Origin of the sequence: Desulfopila aestuarii DSM 18488, assembly GCF_900143695.1 — a bacterium.
In the GTDB taxonomy this organism is placed as follows: Bacteria; Desulfobacterota; Desulfobulbia; order Desulfobulbales; family Desulfocapsaceae; genus Desulfopila; species Desulfopila aestuarii.
This window is the reverse complement of sequence record NZ_FRFE01000017.1, coordinates 1-21962: the sequence shown is the minus strand read 5'-3', so window position 1 is coordinate 21962 and position 21962 is coordinate 1. Positions and strand designations below refer to the sequence as shown.

At 40.0% G+C, this 21962-nt stretch carries 18 protein-coding genes and 1 pseudogene; 12 read left to right on the top strand and 7 right to left on the bottom strand.

The genetic code is table 11. The features are described 5' to 3' along the window. Window positions 1-93: 93 nt before the first annotated feature. Genes BUF15_RS16070 through BUF15_RS16060 form a run of 3 tightly spaced genes read left to right on the top strand, consistent with a single transcriptional unit; the run spans window position 94 to window position 2902 of the window. Window positions 94-789, top strand: coding sequence for a tetratricopeptide repeat protein (locus BUF15_RS16070; RefSeq protein WP_073614731.1), 696 nt, complete (start codon window positions 94-96; stop codon window positions 787-789). After that, window positions 786-1646 carry a pantoate--beta-alanine ligase gene (gene panC, locus BUF15_RS16065; RefSeq protein ID WP_073614730.1) on the top strand — a complete coding sequence of 287 codons (861 nt, stop codon included), beginning with the start codon at window positions 786-788 and terminating at the stop codon, window positions 1644-1646. Before BUF15_RS16070 ends, panC begins: the two co-directional genes overlap by 4 nt. A 53-nt stretch (window positions 1647-1699) precedes the next feature. After that, window positions 1700-2902 (top strand): DegT/DnrJ/EryC1/StrS family aminotransferase, encoded by a 1203-nt coding sequence (locus tag BUF15_RS16060; RefSeq protein WP_073614729.1) that lies wholly within the window; start codon window positions 1700-1702, stop codon window positions 2900-2902. Window positions 2903-3012: 110 nt separating this feature from the next. Here the strand turns inward: BUF15_RS16060 and BUF15_RS16055 are convergent, their stop codons facing one another. Next, window positions 3013-3375: a cell wall hydrolase gene (locus BUF15_RS16055; protein WP_073614728.1), complete on the bottom strand. Its 363-nt coding sequence runs from the start codon at window positions 3373-3375 to the stop codon at window positions 3013-3015. A gap of 662 nt (window positions 3376-4037) precedes the next feature. Between BUF15_RS16055 and BUF15_RS28375 the strand changes: the two are divergent. Then, window positions 4038-4175 (top strand): annotated as a pseudogene (locus tag BUF15_RS28375) (secondary thiamine-phosphate synthase enzyme YjbQ); the annotation flags it as partial. 330 nt (window positions 4176-4505) lie between these two features. Here the strand turns inward: BUF15_RS28375 and BUF15_RS16045 are convergent. Further along, complete coding sequence (locus BUF15_RS16045; protein ID WP_073614727.1) at window positions 4506-5090, bottom strand: hypothetical protein; 585 nt, start codon at window positions 5088-5090, stop codon at window positions 4506-4508. A gap of 98 nt (window positions 5091-5188) precedes the next feature. Further along, window positions 5189-5902 carry a hypothetical protein gene (locus tag BUF15_RS16040; RefSeq protein ID WP_073614726.1) on the bottom strand — a complete coding sequence of 238 codons (714 nt, stop codon included), beginning with the start codon at window positions 5900-5902 and terminating at the stop codon, window positions 5189-5191. A 1158-nt stretch (window positions 5903-7060) separates the two neighbouring features. Between BUF15_RS16040 and BUF15_RS16035 the strand changes: the two genes are divergently transcribed. Continuing rightward, complete coding sequence (locus BUF15_RS16035; RefSeq protein WP_073614725.1) at window positions 7061-8860, top strand: hypothetical protein; 1800 nt, start codon at window positions 7061-7063, stop codon at window positions 8858-8860. A gap of 468 nt (window positions 8861-9328) precedes the next feature. On the opposite strand, the gene BUF15_RS16030 is transcribed toward BUF15_RS16035, so the two are convergent. Then, window positions 9329-9985: a tetratricopeptide repeat protein gene (locus BUF15_RS16030; protein WP_073614724.1), complete on the bottom strand. Its 657-nt coding sequence runs from the start codon at window positions 9983-9985 to the stop codon at window positions 9329-9331. A 715-nt stretch (window positions 9986-10700) separates the two neighbouring features. On the opposite strand from BUF15_RS16030, the gene BUF15_RS16025 reads away from it, so the two are divergent. From BUF15_RS16025 to BUF15_RS15995, 6 genes are all read left to right on the top strand, one after another. Next, window positions 10701-10967 (top strand): hypothetical protein, encoded by a 267-nt coding sequence (locus BUF15_RS16025; protein WP_143170741.1) that lies wholly within the window; start codon window positions 10701-10703, stop codon window positions 10965-10967. Between the two features lie 82 nt (window positions 10968-11049). Further along, window positions 11050-11745 carry a tyrosine-type recombinase/integrase gene (locus BUF15_RS16020; RefSeq protein WP_084554079.1) on the top strand — a complete coding sequence of 232 codons (696 nt, stop codon included), beginning with the start codon at window positions 11050-11052 and terminating at the stop codon, window positions 11743-11745. Window positions 11746-12136: 391 nt separating this feature from the next. Then, the gene (locus BUF15_RS16015; RefSeq protein WP_073614722.1) at window positions 12137-12424 is read left to right on the top strand and encodes a hypothetical protein; all 288 of its coding nucleotides are present in this window, start codon (window positions 12137-12139) and stop codon (window positions 12422-12424) included. A 317-nt stretch (window positions 12425-12741) separates the two neighbouring features. Further along, window positions 12742-13914: a DUF3102 domain-containing protein gene (locus tag BUF15_RS16005; protein WP_073614720.1), complete on the top strand. Its 1173-nt coding sequence runs from the start codon at window positions 12742-12744 to the stop codon at window positions 13912-13914. A 190-nt stretch (window positions 13915-14104) separates the two neighbouring features. Then, window positions 14105-14980 carry an AAA family ATPase gene (locus BUF15_RS16000; protein WP_159441315.1) on the top strand — a complete coding sequence of 292 codons (876 nt, stop codon included), beginning with the start codon at window positions 14105-14107 and terminating at the stop codon, window positions 14978-14980. Window positions 14981-15055: 75 nt separating this feature from the next. Continuing rightward, a complete protein-coding gene (locus BUF15_RS15995) occupies window positions 15056-16441 on the top strand; it encodes a hypothetical protein (RefSeq protein ID WP_073614718.1) in 1386 nt (461 codons plus the stop codon). Window positions 16442-17450: 1009 nt separating this feature from the next. Here BUF15_RS15995 and BUF15_RS15990 read toward each other — a convergent pair. The 3 genes from BUF15_RS15990 to BUF15_RS15980 form a co-directional block, all read right to left on the bottom strand. After that, window positions 17451-18458 (bottom strand): hypothetical protein, encoded by a 1008-nt coding sequence (locus BUF15_RS15990; protein WP_073614717.1) that lies wholly within the window; start codon window positions 18456-18458, stop codon window positions 17451-17453. A 359-nt stretch (window positions 18459-18817) separates the two neighbouring features. Continuing rightward, a complete protein-coding gene (locus tag BUF15_RS15985; protein ID WP_073614716.1) occupies window positions 18818-20209 on the bottom strand; it encodes a leucine-rich repeat domain-containing protein in 1392 nt (463 codons plus the stop codon). A 27-nt stretch (window positions 20210-20236) separates the two neighbouring features. Further along, complete coding sequence (locus BUF15_RS15980; protein ID WP_073614715.1) at window positions 20237-20833, bottom strand: hypothetical protein; 597 nt, start codon at window positions 20831-20833, stop codon at window positions 20237-20239. 439 nt (window positions 20834-21272) lie between these two features. On the opposite strand from BUF15_RS15980, the gene BUF15_RS15975 reads away from it, so the two are divergent. Further along, complete coding sequence (locus BUF15_RS15975) at window positions 21273-21608, top strand: YkvA family protein (protein ID WP_073614714.1); 336 nt, start codon at window positions 21273-21275, stop codon at window positions 21606-21608. Window positions 21609-21962: the final 354 nt, after the last annotated feature.

Genomic DNA, 21962 nt, shown 5'->3' with positions numbered 1-21962 from the left:
GCGAGACAACGTTATGACAACTGATTTATGGTCGGTTGTTTCATTGTTTTTTGCTGAAAATATCTTCTGCAGTTAACCAAATCGGAGCTCTATATGTCTGGTGAGAGTGCTTTTGAAAAACGTTATGTCGATCCGAAGGATCAGAGTAAAATTGAAGGGATTTTAGAACTGTTCAATCTCCCCCCAAAGGTTATCGCTTTTTTGCGTAACTATAAGCGGCCTATCCAGGTTGGTCTGGTTGTTGTCACTCTGGTTGTTGTAGCTGGGTCACTTTACAAGTCGTATAGAGAACGACAAATTGAGGATGGCGCCTCAGCTTTAGCGCTGGCTTTGCAAGAAACGGGCAGTGCTCAGGCCGATGCATTGAACAATGTGGCCGAGAAATATATTTCTACCCCGTCAGGGAGGTGGGCAAAAGTTGAACTGGCCCATATGGCCATGGCTGAGCGAAAATTTGCTGACGCGAGCATTGCATATGGAGCGATTCACAAAGAATTGAAAAAGAGCAATCCCCTTTTCCCCTTGACCCTCTATGGAATGGCTCAGGCCGAAGAAGCACAGGGTAACGGTGATGCTGCATACGCGTATTTTGATGAACTTAAAGATGTGCCTGGATATGAATTGACCGGATACACCGGCATGGCAAGAATTCTTGAGGCCAAAGGCGAGTTGGATAAGGCGCTTGGGATATACGGTCAATATGTTGCTGTATTGGGAGTTGCTCCGGAAAATGCCGGGCAGAAAGCGCTTGTTGATGCGAAAATTGCCCGTTTAAAGGCTCGACAGTGAAGATAGTTGAAGACCAAAAAGTGCTGCAGCGCCAGGTAGATGACTGGCGTAGGCAAGGTTTGAAAATAGGTCTGGTGCCGACCATGGGTTTTTTCCATGAAGGGCATCTCGCTCTAATGCGCAAAGCCGCTTCATGTTGCGACAAGGTGATAACCTCACTCTTTGTCAATCCCATGCAGTTTGGTCCCAATGAGGACCTTGACGCGTATCCGCGGAATTTCGAACGGGATCGATCCCTTGCTGAGCAGGAAAGCGTCGATGTTCTCTTTTGCCCGGATACTACCCAAATGTACGGTGAAAATTTTCAGACCAGAGTAATGGTCGAAAAACTTTCTAAAGGGTTATGCGCGGCAAGTCGACCCGGTCACTTTGATGGGGTTGCCACAGTCGTCACCAAGCTCTTTCTTGCAGCTAAACCCCATGTCGCAGTGTTCGGCCAAAAAGATTTCCAGCAACTGGCAATCATCAGACAGATGGTTGAGGATCTCAATTTCGACGTTGAGATTATCGGTCATCCTATCGTTCGTGAGTCTGATGGCCTGGCTATGAGCTCAAGAAATAAATATCTCAATGAGCAGGAACGCAAGATTGCCGTTTGTCTTTACGAGTCCATATGTAAAGCCAAGCAGATGTTTGGAAAAATGGGTGACCTGCTCACATCGGCTGAAGTCGAAAATATGGTGAAGTCCCATATCGAGCAACACCCCGAATGTCGGGTTGATTATGCAAGCGTGGTACACAAGACAACGCTTCAGCATGTTGAGAATTGTAATGAAAACAGTATGCTGATCCTTGCCGTGAAGGTAAGTAATAAAGTACGTTTGATAGATAACTCTCCATTGCAGGAAAGCATCTGATGAATTCAGCTTCATCAGAAAACCTGCAGGATACATATCATAAGGAGTGAGTGATGCCTGGTTTTGAGGTGTTTGGCGCAGAAGAAAAAAAGGAAATACAGGATGTTCTCGATACTGGTGTACTGTTTCGCTATGAGTTTGCCGAGCAGCGGAAAGGTGTATACAAGGTACGGGAGTTCGAAGAACAGTACGCAAAATATTGCGGTACAGGTTTTGCCCAGGCGGTAACTTCCGGTACTGCAGCCTTAAAGGTGGCACTCACCGCTTTAGGCGTCGGCCCGGGCGATGAGGTTATCACTCAAGGATTTACCTTTGTCGCCACCTGGGAGGCAATTCTTGAGGTTGGGGCTATTCCGGTTTTTACCGAGGTGGATGAAACCCTGAACATGGATCCGGCAGATCTGCTGAAAAAAATCACGGCAAAAACAGCATGCATCATCCCGGTCCATATGCTTGGTTCGCAAGCCGATATCGTGGCCATTGTTGCAATTGCCGCTGAACGGAATATCCCAGTTCTAGAAGATACCGCCCAGGCAGCTGGTGGACATATTCGTGGCAAAAGATTAGGTTCTTTTGGAACCTGCGGCACCTTCTCGTTTGATGCGGTCAAAACCATGACCACAGGTGAAGGCGGCATGATCATCACCAATGATCAAGAGCTTTGGCGAACCATGTCGGAGTATCAGGATCATGGCCACGATCACAAGGTGAACCCCGGAGCCAGGGGGGGCGAGGGCCGACGATTTATCGGCTTTAACTTCAGAATGATGGAGTTGCAAGGCGCTATCGGTCTTGCCCAGTTGGCTAAACTCGATTCAATGATCGATGCTCAGAAGAAGACCAGGGATGCGCTTCTGGAAGCTGCGTTGACGATTCCCGGAACGCGTGCAAGAAAGGTTATTGATCCCGAAGGGGATACCGCCACTTTTTGCTGTTTCATCCTCAGCGACAGAGATCAAGCTGCAAAAGTGAATGAAGTATTGCGCGAGGCCGGTTGCGGGGCGATTAATTTTGCAGAGAACACCTGGCATTTCTATCCCCGATGGGAACACCTTTTGAACGGTTCCACTCCTGTAAAATCAGGCTGGCCGTTTGCTGAGCCGGGTGGAAAGCGAAGAATAGTTTACGATCCCGAGGCGCTGCCTCAATCAGCCGATCTGATTGCTCGCACTCTGGTCTTTCCCGTGCCGGTGAAGATGGCAAATGATCGGCTTCAGCTCATGTGCGAAGCTCTGAAAAAGGCCGCCGCCGTTTAGAAAACGAAGTATCGATTTCTACCATAAGCTGCAAACAAAATGGCCGACCCGAGTTCATCTCGAGCCGGCCATTTTGTTTGCATTCGTAGCCGGTAGGAATAAAGCCTTACTCATTTATAGAACTTGTGCGATCCGAACTGGTCGATATAGGTGAAATGGGAGGCCCAATCGGGATTTACCGTGTCCAGATGGTAATGGGTAGCACCTTGGGTAATGTCGGTATTCTGAAGGGCAATATAAACAGACTGGAGACATTGGAGAAACGCCCTGGTGTCTTGAGGAACGTACGAGTTTTTATTCTTTGTCCAGCTGAACTGATACGGCTGGGTTACTACATCCTTAATCGGCAGATTCTGCTCTTTGGCTCGATTCAAGGTGACATTGACGATAGCCACTTGTCCGACCTGTGGTTCAGAGCGGCCTTCATGGTAAACATTCAATGTGAGCCAGAGTAATCCTTCAATAAGTGACATGCATTAACCTCAATTTTACAGATTCGCTAAAAGCTTAACGTGCCGAAAGTCATGAACAAAACGCACATGCCTGAACACGTTGTATATCGGTGCTCATGCCTTCGGGCAAAAACAGTCTTAAAATTAAGACAGATTCTCAATTTGAAAAGTGCCTTTTTCCGCCTGCTGGTGCCGGTAAAACGAGCTTGAAGGTTACGTGTGGAATGAAAGGCAATTGCAGAAAAGACACTCCATTGTGTAGGGTGACAATATTTTAGGATACTATACACTAACTGCCAGACAGATCAACCCAAATGTCGGTTGAAGAAGCTGTTACATCACATCGAATACTCCGGAATAATTGAAATTGAAGAGTTTATCAGTCTCCAAAAAATGAAATCCTGTGACGTTCATATCCATGACATGGAGCTGTACTTCTGGTCGAAAAAAACATGTTCTTGGTCGAAAAATTGTTCACAAAGTGTTAGGCAATGAGAAGTTTGAAGTTATTCATATCAACTGGAGGAGTAGGTTGGTAAATTCGTATGATAATACTTGAAGGTATCAATGCGCTCACCTTCCATCCTTGCTTCGGACTATGAGCTTTAGGTGGTTGTCGACAAATATTGAATCAACAAAAACAGCATAGCATTATCTTATTTCCTATATCTTGGAGAATTGCCGTGAAATCGTATTGTAAAGAGCTAACATTCCATGTCCCCAAAAGAAGAGGTTTTATCAATATTACACCGGAAGTTGAGAAGTGTTTGGCTGAAAGCGGCATCCGTGAAGGACTGCTTCTCTGCAATGCCAAACAAATCTAGTTAAACATATTGCCTTTAGCTTCACAGGAACAATAAATAACCAAAATAAAAGAATAAATTACCTTTTCAAAGAAGGGGTTACAAATCTGATTGATACTCAAAATCAACGCTGCCCTGAAGATTTCATAACTGTAGACCAAGCCTGTAAACAAATTTTGTTACAAACTGGACGTACTGTTTCTCATTCGACTGCTGCACGCTGGGTTGCTGAAAACAATCTGGGATATAAATTGCCTGGCACTAAAGGACAGTGGATTGTGGATGGGGTGTTGTTTGAGGATTTCTTGCAGGAATATACAACTTAGAGTGTAACAGGATATAGTAATTTTAGACACTCGCCCATCTCATAAATCTTGTACTAATCCGAAAACCGTATGAATATTTGAATTTCATTTCATAAATAAATGGATATAGAGAACCTTCTTCTGAAAAGGACACGCCCTCTATGTGGTACTTAAAGCTTGATTTTTCATTTACAGCATTTGGGATAATTATAGCATCTTGCCAATTTTCGGATATTTGGAATACTCTTTGTGATTCTGGCTGCTCCTTCCTAATCAATTTGACAACCCTACCATTGTCATAATGTATCGACAATTCATTGATTTTGAACTTCGAAAATCCTTTATGACTTTTCAAATAGGTTATGTCGTATTTGCTGATATTCAAACTCTTTGGAAGTTTTGAATGAACGATATGCAATAATATTGGTATTAAGGGAGTATTTGAAGAATTGTTTACAAGGTAGAAATTACTGGGAATAAAACCTTTGCCCTTTTCAACAGTTTTAAATTGACGGTCATATTTATATCTAGGCCCGATGTAAAGCTCGATACCACCTGTTAATAAAAGAATAAGTGCAAGAATAAACAATGAACTTACTGTGATAATTATTGTACGTTTCTTTTTCATTTATAATCAAAATATTGTATTGGTTTCAGTCCCAATCCTTGATAAGGAATTTATAATAAGATGAAATTTTATGACCAATGGTTGAGTTTGCATTAATCCTATCTAAACGGGTCGAATTCAAGCATCTTCTCTGTGACCACACCATTCAAAATTGGATTATATGTTGTTGTGGCCTCGTTTTTTGAATTTTGAAGATCTTGATATTGGTATATTTTTCTGAGCAGAAATTCTTTTTTGTCAATCCACAACGTCAAATCACGGTAATCATTGGGATCCTCAATCTGATAGCAGTCGATTCCGTCAATCACTTCATCAGCAGTTCGCCTTGGCGAATAGAGGAGAATTGCGTTTCGGAAACGTGATTCTTCTTGCAGTAACAATGTAGGAACTGTGCGAGCAGATCCCCCTGAGATGCCCGCCGCCGTAGCGAGGGCATCACCGATGGTTTTGATTTGACTAACCCCTTCATCCAGATCCCAATGCGCTCTAATGTCCTGACCGTTTTGATAAGCAATGAATGTAGATGTCTTTACAAATGGTTCTATATTTTTAAACTCAAATCGAAAACGGCTTGGCCGATTAAATGCTGTTGCAAAGGGTTTTTTGACGGTGTGAACTCTTTCTGGAAAACGAATAACAATTTTGACCAATCCTTTATCCTGGTATGTCTGCGCATTCGCATATACCTTTTTCATACGGGACAGGATCTCATTTGCAGTCAGGTCATTTGCTATTGCGGTGTTTGCCGTTGGTAAAGCTAAAATACCGCAGAGCGCGAAAATATATATGAAGCTCTGAAGGATATTGTACATAACGATTTCCTCATCACCTTGCTTTTATTCATGCCTAAGACGAGTAAAATGCTTACCAAGATTGTATCGAAAAGTACTATCTGCAGTCTTCGTAAGTCAATATACCAAGTGGATATTGTTTTTGCTTGGCTTAAAACCTAGGCTATTTTGGTGTATCCAAACCACAGCCAGCCAGTTAGTAAAACAGCGAGAACAAAATTTGCTGCTATCCTCTTTCAAAGCCATGAAAGGTATACGCTTTTCAGGTTGAAAGCGTTCTCGCTCACTCTCCGCTATTCTCGCCCTTGTTTCGGGCGACAGCACCAGACCTGATAAACAAGATTTGCTTTGCGTTGAATTTGTGACCAATAAATGGACGAAAAATACGACTTAACTTGTTGAATATAATGAAAAAACAAACGGGATTTAAGCAGTGTCCTCCGGCTGTAATGCCAAACAAATCTAGTTAAACACATTGCTTTTAGCTTTTTTGGTACAATAACTAGCCAGAATAAAAGAATAAATCACATTTTTGAAGAAGGGGTTACCCATCTTGTTGATACCCAAAATCAACGTACCCCTGAAGATTTCATTACAGTAGCTGAAGCTCTGAAACAAATTTTGTTTCAAACTGGACGTACAGTTTCCCACTCGACTGCTGCACGCTGGGTTGCGCAACACAATCTTGGACATAAATTACCGGGACACAAAGGGCAGTGGATTGTGGACATTGCGTTGTTAGAGGAATTTTTGAGTGGGATAAGGTTGAATCGCACCCAAATTGTGGATGTGGAAGTACGTTCGTACCTTGGTTGACAAGGTAGTAGTTCATCATACAGATAAAGAACGATAGAAGGCGCACAATGACGCTCTCACAAAGTGGGTTTAAGACTGCCGTGCTCTTGCCATGAGGACTAGTACGATTTCAACTGCGTAAACGTGATTAGCTGGAGAGCCTGAAAAACAACAAATATTAATAAAAGCTAAAAAAACAGAGTGTTGGGATTTGGTTTTAGTGTTTTAATACTGTTGAGTTGTATTCTAAGATACTTAGTGCAGGGGGTACTGTTTTTTTACAATAATTTCATTTTTTAATTTTCATACAAGTCCAAACTAAGTAAATAAAACCATTTGAAATATTTAAAAATCCATAACATTATCTAACAAGGTAATTTTGAGATGAAAAATACCAAATGCCCTAAGTGTGGCACAAATGACAATAACTCTGATTCTTGCAAAAAATGCGGAATTATTATTTCTAAATTTTTAGAGATAAGAGAAAATAAGATAACCGCGATTTACTCAAAAATAAAAAACTATGATTTGGATGAAGCCAGAAAACGTCTTGAAGAGATAAAATCAGTACCTAGTGGCATAGAAGACAAAATCTTAAATATAGAAAGTGATATTGAGAGTGTTTCAAAGTTAATAAATAACTATTTGCATATTGAAAAATATTGTAGATCAGGATTATTTAGTAAAAAAATCATTGATCGAAAGGAATTATATAAGATTTCACGAAATAATTTGGAATCCTTCGTTGAAGGTATTAGTTCATTTATCAAAGAAGACTACGAGACTGCAAAAAAATCATTGCAACTTGTAGATTCTAGTTATTTAAGTTACTATGTAACTAAATTTGCAAAAAATATTGATGAGATTGAAATTAAATTACTAAATATAAAATTCAACAATAATAATAAAGATAAATCATTATCTAACCACCATGACAGTCTTACAAGTTCAGATAATATAATAAATGTAGATTCCAATAGTTACGAACAAAGAATAGAGAATGATAACAATTATAAAGTCTTGATAGAAGCAATCAATCATTACGAAAATAAAGATTATGAAAGATCCTTTGAACTGCTTTGCGCACTAACTGACACCCAATATTTGAATGATGTTCAACGATATTTAAATTTAATTAAAAAAGATATTATTAATATTATTAATGAAGCCATAAATAACACAAATTACGACAAAGCATATCATGATATAAAAATGTTTTTAGAATATTTTCCAGCAGATAAGAACGAGATAAATAATTATATTGAAAAGGTGGAATCCGCTACAATAATTAACAAAAGTAACCAGAATGATAATATTTTTAATAACGCTTCAAAAGAGAATGGGGCGGTTTGTTTAATTAATACTGAATCAGTAAATGAAAAATTGAATGGCTTGGATGTTAAAGTGACTACGAATCGATCATTAGTATACTGCAATACCTTTAACAATTCATTTTATTGCTCTTCAATTTATGATTTACTTGAATTTGCCCAAAATGTAATTAATCATGAGCACAAATGGTCGGCAGAAGTTGGTGGCGTCAGGGAAATTAACAACATTAATATTGGATGCGTCTTTTTCCAAACTGGAATAACAATGAATTCCTGGAGCGGGGTGTCTGGTGCTATTTACATTGAAGAAATAAGCGAAAAGGAATTTGTTGTTTATGGCGAAGCAGAACAAAACAAAAAAGGTCAATTGATAACGACAAATTGGGGTAATGAAGCAGAGAAAAAGGTTCAAAAAATTATTAATTCCATGATGATTATTGCTAGTAAAAACTCTAAACCTGATTTTATCTTACAGTCAGCACCTAAAACACAGGGAGCGCCACTAGAATATTCGAATAACAGTGACACCAAAGAATGCCCTTATTGCGCAGAAACAATAAAAGCCAAAGCTATTTATTGTAGATACTGCCATAAGGATTTAGAACCCAATCGTAGAAACTCTTCACCCAATGTACCGACTTCAAATGAACTAGGAAAAATTCTTATTAAATGCCCGAAATGCGGATCAACACAAATTTCAGCAGGAAAGGAAGGATATAATGCTGTAGCAGGAACTATTGGTGCAGTTGCATTGGGACCGCTTGGGCTGTTAGTAGGTGGTTTGCAAGCAGGGCATCATCGCAATGTTTGTTTAAAATGCGGTCATAAATGGGATCCAAATCCAATAAAATGACAAGAATTGGCGGGGAATTTTCTCTTGTTGTTTTCAATAATAGTTCATTGACCTTTTTTTAAGGTTGTAAAAATTATGTAATAACTTGTACTTGTGAAGCTGAATTCCTTTTTCTGATTATTATTATCTCCCTTTTTCATGCACACACAACAAGTGTGTATTCTACAACCAAAAAAAGTTTATATCCTGAAATGGAACGTTGTCAGGTCTTTTTTCACTACCCCCGGTTTTCTTATTAGTAAGCTGGTATTCGAAATTTTTTAGCGGCCGCGATTTCTGCTATAGAAAATCTCAACGCAACAGATGACGCCTATAATTTTGCTGACATTGATTTCTTAAGTTTGCCAATAGTCTTACTGTAATTATTGGTTTTCAATGTACTAGCAATATCTGAAGTACTGCGTACCAATTTCAAAAGTACAAATGCTCAAAATTTTAAGCACGTAAAAGAAATTATAAAAAACACATTTACTCAGAAAACCACGAATCTAGGTACTCTTGTGCCTCTTCGTCTCCATTTTCAACCGCCTGCGTGAGCCAGTACCTTGCAGCATCATAATCCTGTTCAACAAGACTTTCGCCGAAGTAACAAATCACGGCTAGATTAAACTGGCTGGCGGCGTGACCTTTAACAGCGGCCTCAGTAATCAACGATAAGCCTTCTTTCTTATCCGCTTCACATGCTTCGCCATTTATCAGCATTACGCCCAAATCGCCCATTGCGCCTAGGTTTCCTCGAGCAGCCGAACGGCGGTAAAACTTTATGGCCTTCTGATAGTCTTGAGGAACACCATCTCCGTGCAAATAAAGTAAACCAAGGTTAAAAAGCGCCTTATCATCGCCGAGCAAAGCGGCTCTGCTCCAAAAGGTTATAGCTTTCGTGGTATTTTGTTTTACGTGATCTCCTTTGTAATACTTCCATCCTAGCTGGCACAATGATTTGTCGTGATTTTGGTTAGCGGCCCTCCTGCACCAGTAGAAAGCTCTTTCTGGAGATTTGATGACTGTATCGCCTATCTGATATTTCCACCCTAAAAAGAACTGTGCTTCAACATCGTTATTTTCGTCGGCGTCCTTCCATAATCGTTTCAGTTCTTTTTTCTGAGTTTTGCTCAACTTATTCATGATGTAATAGCTCCTGAGTTTTCCGTTTAATATGTCTACATACTACCTCGTTGTTTAATGTTTTATGGATAGTTCCACGATTTCAGTAGTTGTGTAAGCGTGCTGAGTCGTATCCGTCAAAATCGTAGATTTTTCGTTTACGCAAAATATTCCAGTTGGGAGAAGGCCGGCTAATTGAACTTACAATGAATAAAGACTGGTTATGAGTATGGGAAACCTTTTATGGGATAAAATGGAAGTAAAGTGGAACATGCAATGTTTTGACGTTAAATAATGGCTTCAGGGTCTTATTGGAAAGATTGATATGAAAAGTTCTCTTGCAACCATTACTGAATATATTGAGCAAGGATACAACAGGGAGAAGGCTGTGCTCTTATCAATGTTTGAGTTGCTGGGTTTCATTGCATTTTGAAGCTTGTAGATCCGGTTGGGAGTATTTTTTGCTGGAATAACTCAGTGCTATGGCAAACCCTCAAAATACAGGTTTTGAGCTTTTGTTATTTCCCTTCTCCCAACACCTCTTAGCCGCTTTTGTATAAGCATCACCATTTTTTATCAACCAAAGATGATTGGTTGATAGTCCTCTAGAATCCTTATAAAATAAAGTAGTTGAGAATAAGAGATGGTTCATTCCGCATATTTCATCTCAACTTAATCGTCATTCCCAGACAATCATTTCAGTCGCAGCAAGAAAATATCAATGCTCCAACATTGGATGATGGTACCTGAACATTTCCAAAGGGAGAAGATTATCAAAAAGTCTTCACCATTCGCCATCGATCAGAAACGTGATCTGAAAATTCAAATGACACCAATTCTACTCCCTTTCGAAATCAACATTACGTGTTTCGGCTTTTCGGCAACTTCAAAAGCCGATTTGCTGGAGATGCTGATTGATGATATGGCTGGTACATTTTTTTTGAGAAAACCAAACTCCAAACATATTAACTTCTTTTCTTTGGAGTTCGGTTTTCGTCATTAATCTACAACCATTAGAAACAGGCTTTCAGTAACGGCAAAACAAGCCATCAAACTCCAAAGAAAATAACGATAGGAGATCAGTAATGCAAAACACAGCCAAAATTATCCCGTTCAATTCAGCCACCAATGTTGAAAATCTGAATAAAGATGCAAACACGAAAATTGTCCAATATGGCGAACCGGTCAAATATTTTCGCAGGGAAGAAATACAGGCATTAAGACGCATTGTACGTGAACAAGGTGAAGTTGCCCTGTTGAGAGGCAACGTGACCGGTGTGAGGGAGTGGATGGCGGTCGACATTTTATCGACAAGCGGGATCAGAGTTGCCGAGATTGCAGACCTGAGGTGTGGTGACCTGCAAGTCAAGAATGGACAGAGCAGTATCTTCATCCGATGCGGCAAGGGTAGAAAAAGCCGTAATGTCGAAATTCCCCTTACTACAAAACAACACATCAAGCGCTTCTTGAAATGGAAAGCAAGCAGAGGGGAGTCCGTTCAGCATGATAGCCACCTATTTCAGGGGCAGCGCGGACCGATGAAGAGCCAAGCCTTCCAGCTGATGGTGAAAAAATATCTGAAACTATTGGGTTTGTACGAGAAGAGAAAGAGCATCCACAGTTTGAGACACTCGTATGGGACGCAGCTGTACCGTCAATGTAAGGATATAAGGGTGGTACAGCGGCAACTTGGGCATGAAAGCTCACGGACAACCGAAATCTACGCCGCGATATTGCCGGAGGACGTCCAGCAGGAAATCCGCTGTTTGTGGAGCAATTGACAGGCATCCAGCTTATTTCGATCACTCCCATGTGCCTCCAATAGGAGGCACTACCCCAGAAAGCCCTCGCATCACCTGCCCCCCCAAAAAAAAATATCGCCGAGTAAATCAAATCCTGATTTTGCAATAGTGGGAATTTTTTTTTCACTATTTTTTTAGATCCACCCCTAAACATTTTATAATACGAGTAGCAAATAAGAAATTCCTCTAACTCATTCTCCTCTCGGGGAGAGTCCTCTGCGGTATTTCCCAAAAGCATCCACTTTGGGTGCTACTTCACACATTGATAGTGACCACCGTCGGTCACATGGGGAAGTTTTGCTCTTTGACATTGCTATGAGTAGTTGCACTGCCATGGCCAAAATAACAGAACGAGGAGGTAATCCATTTTATGACCGGAAAACCAACAATAGAGGATATGTATATGTATCGATTAAAAAAAACGATTTACAGAGTGGCGTATAAATACAGAAGACAGAGGAGATCTGCAAACGAGAGGTGGAAGGCTAGGTACAGGTGGGTGCATGAGACGATACTGGTCACCTGCCAAGATCGGTACCAAGTAGAGAGCATGATCCTAATGCACCTGAATCAATCGAAAAAAGATGAGTACACAATAGAGATGAAGATAATGGAATTATCGAAAGTTAGTAGTATTTACACAGCGGAGGGACAATAGACTATAATGAAGAAAATGTATCATATTAGCTACATAGAGTACAGAAGGAAAGATGGCGCTGGTAGCAGATTCAGACCCAAACCTAAGGGGACGCCTACCAAGTCGGATTTGCTACGGCATTACAGGCGAATTACCCCGATAGGGAAAACGCGGAAGATGATTGTCAGTGTTCGCGATAAAGATTCTGTCGAAGAGGTTTTTCAACAGCACTGCCCCCGCAGGCTATTCGAATCGAGAATTGCTCGAGTCATCGTAGGGATTGACCCATTGGATTGTTCTGGCGAAGTAAACAAAATGAAAGCACAGGAGGTAGTTAGATGACATACTCAAAGATTAATAGTGGTTTGCAAAATACAGAGTCGAAAAGGCAAGAGCTTGAGTTCGTGAGGAAGGTTATGTGGGGGAAGGATACCATATCGCTGGAGCAGTTGCCTGCCTACCTCGAACACCTCATGTATGAGATCAGATTACTGGATCAGGCATCATGCGATAACATGCGAAAAACCGGAGAACTCCTGCAGTCTGCAAGAGACCAGTTGAAACACGGTGAATTCTCAAGATGGGTCACAGATAATCTGCCATTTTCTCACCGAACAGCGAACAATATGATGGTGTACTACAGGGTGACATTAGACCATCCTGAGTTGATGACGCTGCAGAAAAGCGTGATTTACCTTCTCGGCACTAAAGCGTTCACCAAGACCTTCCTGAAACAATTGGCAGAAAGTGGCGTCGGCTGTTTTGACATCAAACACAAGGACGTACTGGCTTTGAAATTGGCTATTGAAAATGGTGAGGTTGCTCCAGACAGCGTAATACTTGACGACTTTTTCAAGAGGATACGAGTTGCAGACATAGCAACGATTCTGAAAGCTGAGGACGAGCGGATGGTAAAATCCCTTGAACGGAAACGCAAAGAGTACGAAGACTTTATCGCCAGGCAGGTCGAGATTGCAGGCCCTACATCGGAAAACGATTTCACGCGACATGGGAAATTCATGATCACTGTTCTGAACGATACTATCCGAAAAGTAAGGAGAGGGCCAGAAAAAGCAATGCATACTCTAGGTTCTGACCAGAAAAGCAATGCGGTGCCAGCCGCCACCAAACCTTTGCGGGTAGATGATACGACTACAGTAGACATTGTAATGCCTCGTCTACCTCTGAGAAATAGCATTAAGGTAATTCGTGATCTTGAGCTTGCTCCAGAAGACATCCTTGCGGGAGAGGAAGGTTTACCCGACAGTGTTCTGGCAACCAGGTACCTGGAAACAAGTCTTTCAGATATCAAACCCGACTCGTGGATGGAAGATGGTGGTGAAATAGAATATGCCGAACGGTTTGATATATCGGAATATGTCCAAAATGACAGCCTCCCTTGTCCGAATGGTGAAAATTTCTGCCTTGAAGACCTCGAAAGCCATCTCAGGGATATCCTTTGTCCTGAAGATTTCATCCAGAAAACACAAGTGGAGGAAATACATGGATAAGCGGATCACTATTGAAGAGATTGCCCAGAACCTGGCTATGGGCAAGGCGGTCAAACAACCCAATGGATATTTGACTAGATGTCCATGTCATAACGACACGAAATTGTCACTACGGCTTAAACTGACAGCGCAAGGTGACTTGCGTGCGACATGTGAGGCTGGCTGTAAAAACAGGGATATTCGTCAGAAATTGAGCGATAAAGGATTGATTGCCAAAGGTGATGACGAACGCGTTGAAATCAAAACACCATGCAAAAAGACTTATGACAGTACCTTGGTGGGAAGTTATGCAGTCACCTCCAGCGAACTTGCTGGGATGGAGTTTGTCACCTCAAAGTACTTTGTACCTCCATTCCTCTATGCTCAGTCCATTTCGATGATTTATTCGCCCCCCGGTGTTGGGAAAAGCATGGTGGTACATGGATTTTGTTCAGCCTTGACTAGGGAGAAGCCGGAAGGGCTCACTATAGGCCCATGGGAGATTATCAACGGCTGCGGCGTCCTTCTCGTGGACGGCGAGCTTCCAATGTCGGACCTGAAAAAGAGGTTGTCAATGATTTCCAAGGGACTTGGAGGAGAGCACTGCCAGAACAGGTTACTAATTCTCAGCAGTGTCGAGGTGCAGGAAAAAACAGGCGAACCGATCAATCTGACAAAGGTCAGGTATAGGGAGGAGATAACCAACCATTTTCTCCGACACCCTGAGTACCGAGTACTTGTCCTTGACAACCTGACCAGCCTGACTGACGGAATGAATGAAAATACTAAGACAGCATGGGCACCAATAAATAGATGGCTGTTGCAACTGCGAAATATAGGAGTGGCTATAATCCTGGTACATCACGCAAATAAGAGCGGAACAGACCGAGGCCATTCTAGCATACGAGACAACGTGAATAATATTATTTCGTTAAAACGTGTGAAAGGCGCAGCAGTCGACGATGTCCACCTGAAGGCTGTTTTTGAAAAAGGCAGAGATTTGGAGCCAGGTGAAGGAAATGACGTCAAACTGAAGCTGATCAAAGATGAGCATGGTGGGCTGAGGTTTGTCTGTCCTCAAGTGTAATTTACTTTAACCTGCCATGGCCGCTGGGTGTCATCATCTGGCGGCCATGGCTGTCCCTTTAATATATCAGCAACAATGAAACCAGAGAAGAGAAAAGAATTCATACAGCGGGTACTGAGCAACGCTGCAAAACGCTACACCAAAATACCCGTCTACAACTGTCGGTACAGCAGCTTCATGTTTACGGAGTATATTCGCCCATCCGATGAGACAGTACCTATCATAGATGACTTTTTTGAGCGATATTTCCTGCCAGAATACAGCCTTCTTAAAAAACCTTCTAAAATTGACAACAAGAAGAAGCAATTTCAGATCCTGGCTGCACATCTTACACTTGCTTCAACGCACAGACCTCTGAAGCTGTCGCTGAACAAGGAATCTTTTATTGGCCACAAAACATGGTCTTATTTCATTGTCGATGTTGTGAAATGTTTGCACGACGCTGGGAGGATTGAGTTGCTGGCAGGTAAGAACTTTTGCGGAAAAGGCAGTGGATGGCTGACCTGTATATGTCCAACAGAGATGTTTCAGGCAGAACTGCTATCAAAGATAATTGTTAGGGCCGATCCGGATAAAAAATCGGATGGTGGCCTTATTGTATTAAAAGGGAAAAGATTTGTATCGAGCACAAATAAGAATACCGGAAAGCAGCCATGGGCCAAAGGGACAAAGAAGATTAGAAAAACCATAAAATACCGTGATAATAAGGAGACAAAGCTCCTGAAAGAGAAACTTCGAAAGTTCAATTGCGTGAACAGTATGTATCGAGTTGTCGTCAACGATAATGGAAAAGAAACACCTATCACAACGGATGTTCACGTTGTTTTCAATGAAGAATTATTCAAATATAACGGTAGGATGTATACAAGAAGGTTCGGCTATCTGAACATTCCCAGAGAGACTAGGAAAATGCTGACTATCAGTGGCGAAAAAACAGTAGAGCTTGATTATTCAGCTTTACATCCCAGATTGCTATACAGTCTTGAAGGAATTCAATATGATGACGACCCATATGAGGCTGTTGTTTCAGGAGAAGTTACCCGAAAAGTAATGAAAAAAATGCTCCTTTCCTTGTTCAACGCCAAAAATAGAAGTGGTGTAACAAGTGCTGCGGTTGACTGTCTGGCTGGGGGAAAAAAGCTGAAAGAAAATTTTGCAGCAACCGGCTATACCATCGCAAAACTATTGGATGAATTTATTAAAGTTCATGCTCCTATATCAAAATACTTTCTTTCAAAGCAAGGATTACGGCTTATGCGGATGGACAGCCAGATTGCTTATGGAGTGGTTGAACATTTTGCGGACCAAGGTAAGCCCTGCCTTCCTGTTCACGACAGCTTTGTCGTCCGCGAATCAGATGAAGAGGAGTTGAGGCAGGTAATGCAGTACCATTATGGTTGTATCACAGAAAAGTACTCACCAGATAAACGGAAATACACATGCAAAATCGATAAGAAGTGAAAAACGAATTCTCCAAAAATTCTCTACTTTGCCTGTAGGGTATAGAGGAAAAAGTTTGGGTAATAATGGAGGAAGGAAGTGTTATCTTTATATAATAGAGATGGATATGTATGTTTATATACATGTTGAGTTTTGTAGTGTGTGTATATTATATAACAGTTAAAGTGTATATAATTAATTACAGTACTGACCTATAGAGATTGTTTTTTTGCTATTTTTTTTTCGGTCCAAAATAAGTAGTACTATTTCGTCTTGGTTATCATCACTGTTTATCTTGCATGGAATAAAATCATGCCATTTTTTGCAAATTATTTTGCTGATTTTTGCAAAAAAAGCAATCCCAGGTACATGTGATTTCTATACTAATAAAATATGACAGAGAACAGCGTAGAATAAACGAAATCGCTTGATCATCGGTTTGCGTATATATTTCATTGCCACATATTGTTCGTGCAGAAATAACGCTTTTATATATTTTCGATATTTAGAATAATCGGCGTCAATCAACTTAGTAATTTTTCAAGATACACTTCAGTCGAATAAGCTTAATGAGCTATATTGTATAAATTCAATTTCCATTTATCTGATGCAGATAATCAGGTAAATATTTCGTTTTTTGCAAAATTTGCGATTTTAGACATGCCCGAACCACCCATAAATGAATAGGACGAAACCAGCTTGAGAGTATGGCAGAATAAGCGAGAGCGCTTGCAGCCATATGAGCAAGTACCTCTCATAGTCCTACCGTAAATCTGCAGCAAAAAAATGAACTGAATCTGACCTGAAAAACATCTCGTCAAAACTGGTATTTGAGGAGTTGTAGGTGAATTTTCTTCATATCCTTCTGCATGAACAATTTAGGTGTTGTTTTTCAATTAAGTCGCATGCGGATTCATTGGTCCATCGGGAGGTTCCCATGGATGCCTCTGTTCTAATGGTTCATTTGGCAACCATTATTAAAATTCTTGGTGGCTGCTTACAAATGCATCTCAACAAGCTGGCAAAGTAATTAATAATCCTTCTCTTGCAAAATCTCTCTTTGATTTCGGAGCATTTTGATCATGCAAACTTTAGTCTGGTAAGTATTTTCAACTATCGAGCTTATTGCCCAAAACATAACAGAAGAAATTAAGCCTGAACCCACATAAAAACCATAGAAAAAGGCATAATCAATAAAAATGGAAATTACAACACCTGAAATAATAGATAAAATTGATAGAAATCTTAACAAAGTGACAACGGATGGGTTGTCAGGAAATTCTTCACCATTTTTCAACTCTTCTGATGATACAATCTTTTCTACAGGTGATGCAATTCCGCCTTCATGGCTTGTCTCATCTTGTCTAATTTCATTATTTATCGGCAATTCTATACTGCAGTACCTTCCAATTCTTGCAGTTCTTTCTAGTTGTATATTGTTAATAGCTGTTGCCAATTTCCCAGAATCATTATTTTTGCTACTATTCCTATTGCTTATTAATGTTAAATATTCGCCTATCTTATCTTTTGATTTTTCATCTATACATTGATTGTCCTTAAGTATTTCCTCGAATAGTGATTTGGATTTTACCAAATCGCCTTCAGTGTAATAGCTAACAGCCTCTTTGAATTTTCCATTCGATTTGAATTTGATATATTCTATGTATTTTTCAATTTCAATCTGATTGCATCTGACATTTTCCTCTCTTGCGATTCTTAACAACTCATTGAATTCATCATTAGACTCCTCATCAAGGCCCTTGTTTAGCAAATCAATTGCATTGTCATATTTTATCAGTAAGGAAAACTCTACAGCCTCTAGTTTGACATTCTCATCAATACCCGACTGTTCTAACACATCTTTCAACACCTTCTTAGCCTCATCTGTTTTACTTGCACTGTAGAGCTGTTTTGATTTTTTCAACTTTTGGGAAGGATAGGTTGTCACTAAATATTTCTTGTACTTATCAAAGTATATACCACAACTTTCACACTCAACCTCATTGCTTTGGATTTCACCACATTTGGGGCATTCCATTTATTCTCTCCTCTCAGTAATCGGCGAAAGTATTATCACTACTTGGGGAAACTTGAAAGTACGAAATTCTTGAATATTTTAAAATATTAAAAACACAAAAAGTTCAACAAATGTCTCAGCAGTACCACGTGACGCTATATCGTTAACTATATTTATATCCAATATAAGTTAATGATCGATTGCAATATTGATGAACTTTGAGGTGGCAATCTCAGTAGGATACATATAAATAAATCCAGACATTTAAATTAAACCAATTCTATTTTAAAGTTATTCTTTCGCTTTTTTTCACTCCATTTCAGGTTAGTCGTGATTTGAGTGCAACTCAAAACTTTGATTATGAATGAAAGTGACTTTTTTCAGTGACTATTATTGGCAATCGGATTGTTAAATAAATCAAGTTTGATGATATTTTTCAAATTTTCAAGCCGGTATAGTTGATTGATGTGATTGTTGCTTAAATTAAGATTCCTTAGATTGAAAAGATTTTCGATCCCGCGCAAATAACGTATCTGGTTATTACTCAAATTGAGATCTGTCAAATTGAGCATGTCTTTAATTTGGCCTATATAATTGATTCTATTATTGCTTAAGTTTAGTTTTTTTAGGTTAATTAGATTTTCAATTCCACGTAGGTCTCTAATTATATTCCCGCTCAAATTGAGAGATTGAAGATTTTTAAAATCTTGCAAAAAGGAGATATTGCAAATTTTGTTGTTACTTAGATCCAATTCTTGGAGGTTGTTCTCATTATCTAATTTATACAGACTGTTAATTCTGAGAGGTTCATCAATCAAATTGTTGCTTAAATGTAAATTTTGAATATTTGGTCGATATGCAATTCTAGGTATATCGGAAATTAAATTGTTGTTCAAGTTGACATATTGTAATTCGATTAGAAGTGCGAGTGTGTTAGAGTTTGATATTTTATTATCACTCAAGTCTATTGCTCGAAGTCGAGATAGTTTTTCAATGCCATGAATATTGCGAATATTATTATTATTGAGACCAAGTGATTCGAGCTGCTTTAGTTTTTCAATTCCGTTAATATCACTGATTTCATTGTGGCTAATGTCTAGCAACTCAAGCTTGGTTAATCTATTAATTTTTCGTATGTCTCTCAGGTTGTTTTTTCTTAATTCAAGACGTTCAAGATTAGTAAGTTTTTCTATACCTGACAGGTCATATATTTGATTGTTGTTAAGAGAAAGTTCTTTAAGGTTTTGTAGTTTTTCGAATTGACGAATATCGCTAATTTGATTGTCGCTAAAATCGAGCCAGGAAAGGCTAGTAAGATTCGCCACTCCGCCGATACTCTTTATATGGTTATTGTTTAAAAAAATCCAGTCAATCTTGGGGATATTATTGAGTTCGGGAATATCAACTATTTGATTATTAGATAATGCTAAAAATTGGAGATTAGGTAAATTGCCAAGCTCGTTCAGATTTTTAATCTGATTATTCATTAAATGTAGATATTCTACTCTTTCAAGAATGTCAAATCCGCGCAAATCACTTATGTGATTATTATTCAATTCTAGAAAATTAAGATTTGATAGTTTTTCGAGCTTGTGAATATCACTGATATTGTTGTTGTTCAAGCTAAGATATTCTATCCAAACCAATTCGGTGAGTTCTTCTGGGACAGTAACTAACCCACAGTCTTCTAAAAAAAGAGAAACTGCTTCAGGGTCCCCTTTGCTATGCGCATCTATGTTATCGTTTATTCGTTGAATTACAGTTTTTTCCATTGCATCCTCTAAAGAAAAAATATCGGATCAATTTTTTGTGACAATTTTTCCCAATTCTATAACGTATACTTCATCAATATTAGGGAATTTTTTGAAAATTGTCTTTGAGTCAATCTCATTTTCTACACACGGCCACCACCACGAACGATTACATTCAAAATACATGAGTTTTAAATTTCCTTGTATTCGCCATTCTCTTTCATGTGTCCAATCAACAGGTGGTACCTTTTTAAGATCTGTATAGACTAAGCGATATCGCTCACTCTCTGGCCAATTGATTGAAGTTGTATTATCTGTGTAAATGACCGGCCTTCCACCCAAATGCCATAATATGATTTTGTCTACTATTATCCCATATCCTCTTCGATCACTTGGATTTGTTTTAATAACCTCATGGTAATTTGATAGAGGTATGTCGTAAAAACAACATGCTCCGAATGTATTGTACCTCCTTATCGGCTCTGAACAAGATGCGTATATTTCATCTGCTTCAAGTATATTTAAAAGAGAACCAAAGTGGTCAAGTTTTTTATTGTTTACAATAACTTCTTTACAGAAATGCACTAACCATTGACTCAAATCACTTCTTGAAAATGCTAATATATATTTATCTTCGATTTGCATTTTGATATCTGGCTATCCGATTATATTTTGATCTGTCACACCTAGCAAATTCTTTGCTTAAAGGTCAATACTTTCAGTGTTGCGAAGGCTATTCTTTATCTTGTGAAAAATACACATTTATTCATGCCGTTGTGAACATCTCACGTTAACGGTAATGCATGTACCTTGAATCAAATTTAGAGTGGGTTAGGTTGAACTGGTGGGCTGTTGCTGATGGGCAGCAGATTTAATCACCCTATAAAAGTTCGGGGCTACCATGCCCACCAAATCCACCAGAATTCTCATCAAAAAAGCTATGAAACATGAACCCGTAACTAGCCGCTTTTCAATTTAATATTATTTCTTCGGTAATTGATTGCTAACCCCAGCAAGCCTCTCAGACTTTAGAGCCTGAGAGGCTTTTGTTGGCTCATCATCAACTGAAGAAAGGAGGAAGATTATGGAAAGCGAGACCTTCGGCAGATTTTACTCACCTGTCAAATTCATAGAGAAGGTCAAAAATACGTCAAAAGCTGCCGGACTAGAACTCATCAGGCAAGCTGTAACACTCTTCGTCATCCTTCAGGGTGATAACGTCCCAACTTGGGCAAAAGCCATCATCATCGGTTCTCTCGGTTACTTCATCTGCCCGATCGACCTTATACCCGACTTCCTACCTATGGGGTTGACCGACGATCTTGTTGAGCTGACGGCAGCAATGCAACAGGTTGTCGTATTCTGCAATCCCAGTGTGAAGAGACAAGTCGATGGCATCCTGTCTCATTGGTTCGAGTGAATATAATGCAATAATATAACTGAATATGTAATACTTTAAACGAGAAAAGGCTCCTTGCTTAACGGCAAGGGGCCTTTTTCGGTTGTGCGCCCGGCAGGGCGCACCTACTAGGAGGTGCAAGTCCTCTACTCGCCCGGCAAGGGGAAGGGTTAGCCAAACGGCAAGGGTGTTCCGGGTGACTGGAAATCTGAAGGAAGCCGAAGGCAAAACGCTGGCCTGACGAACAGGAAGCGGATACGAGGCGTTGCATTGGGGTGAGCAGGCAACTATCTGCAAAGCCCAAAATTTGCACGGAACAGTGCAGCGTAGATCCGACAGGCATAAGCGTGAAGGTGGGTGCGTAATACCCGGGGA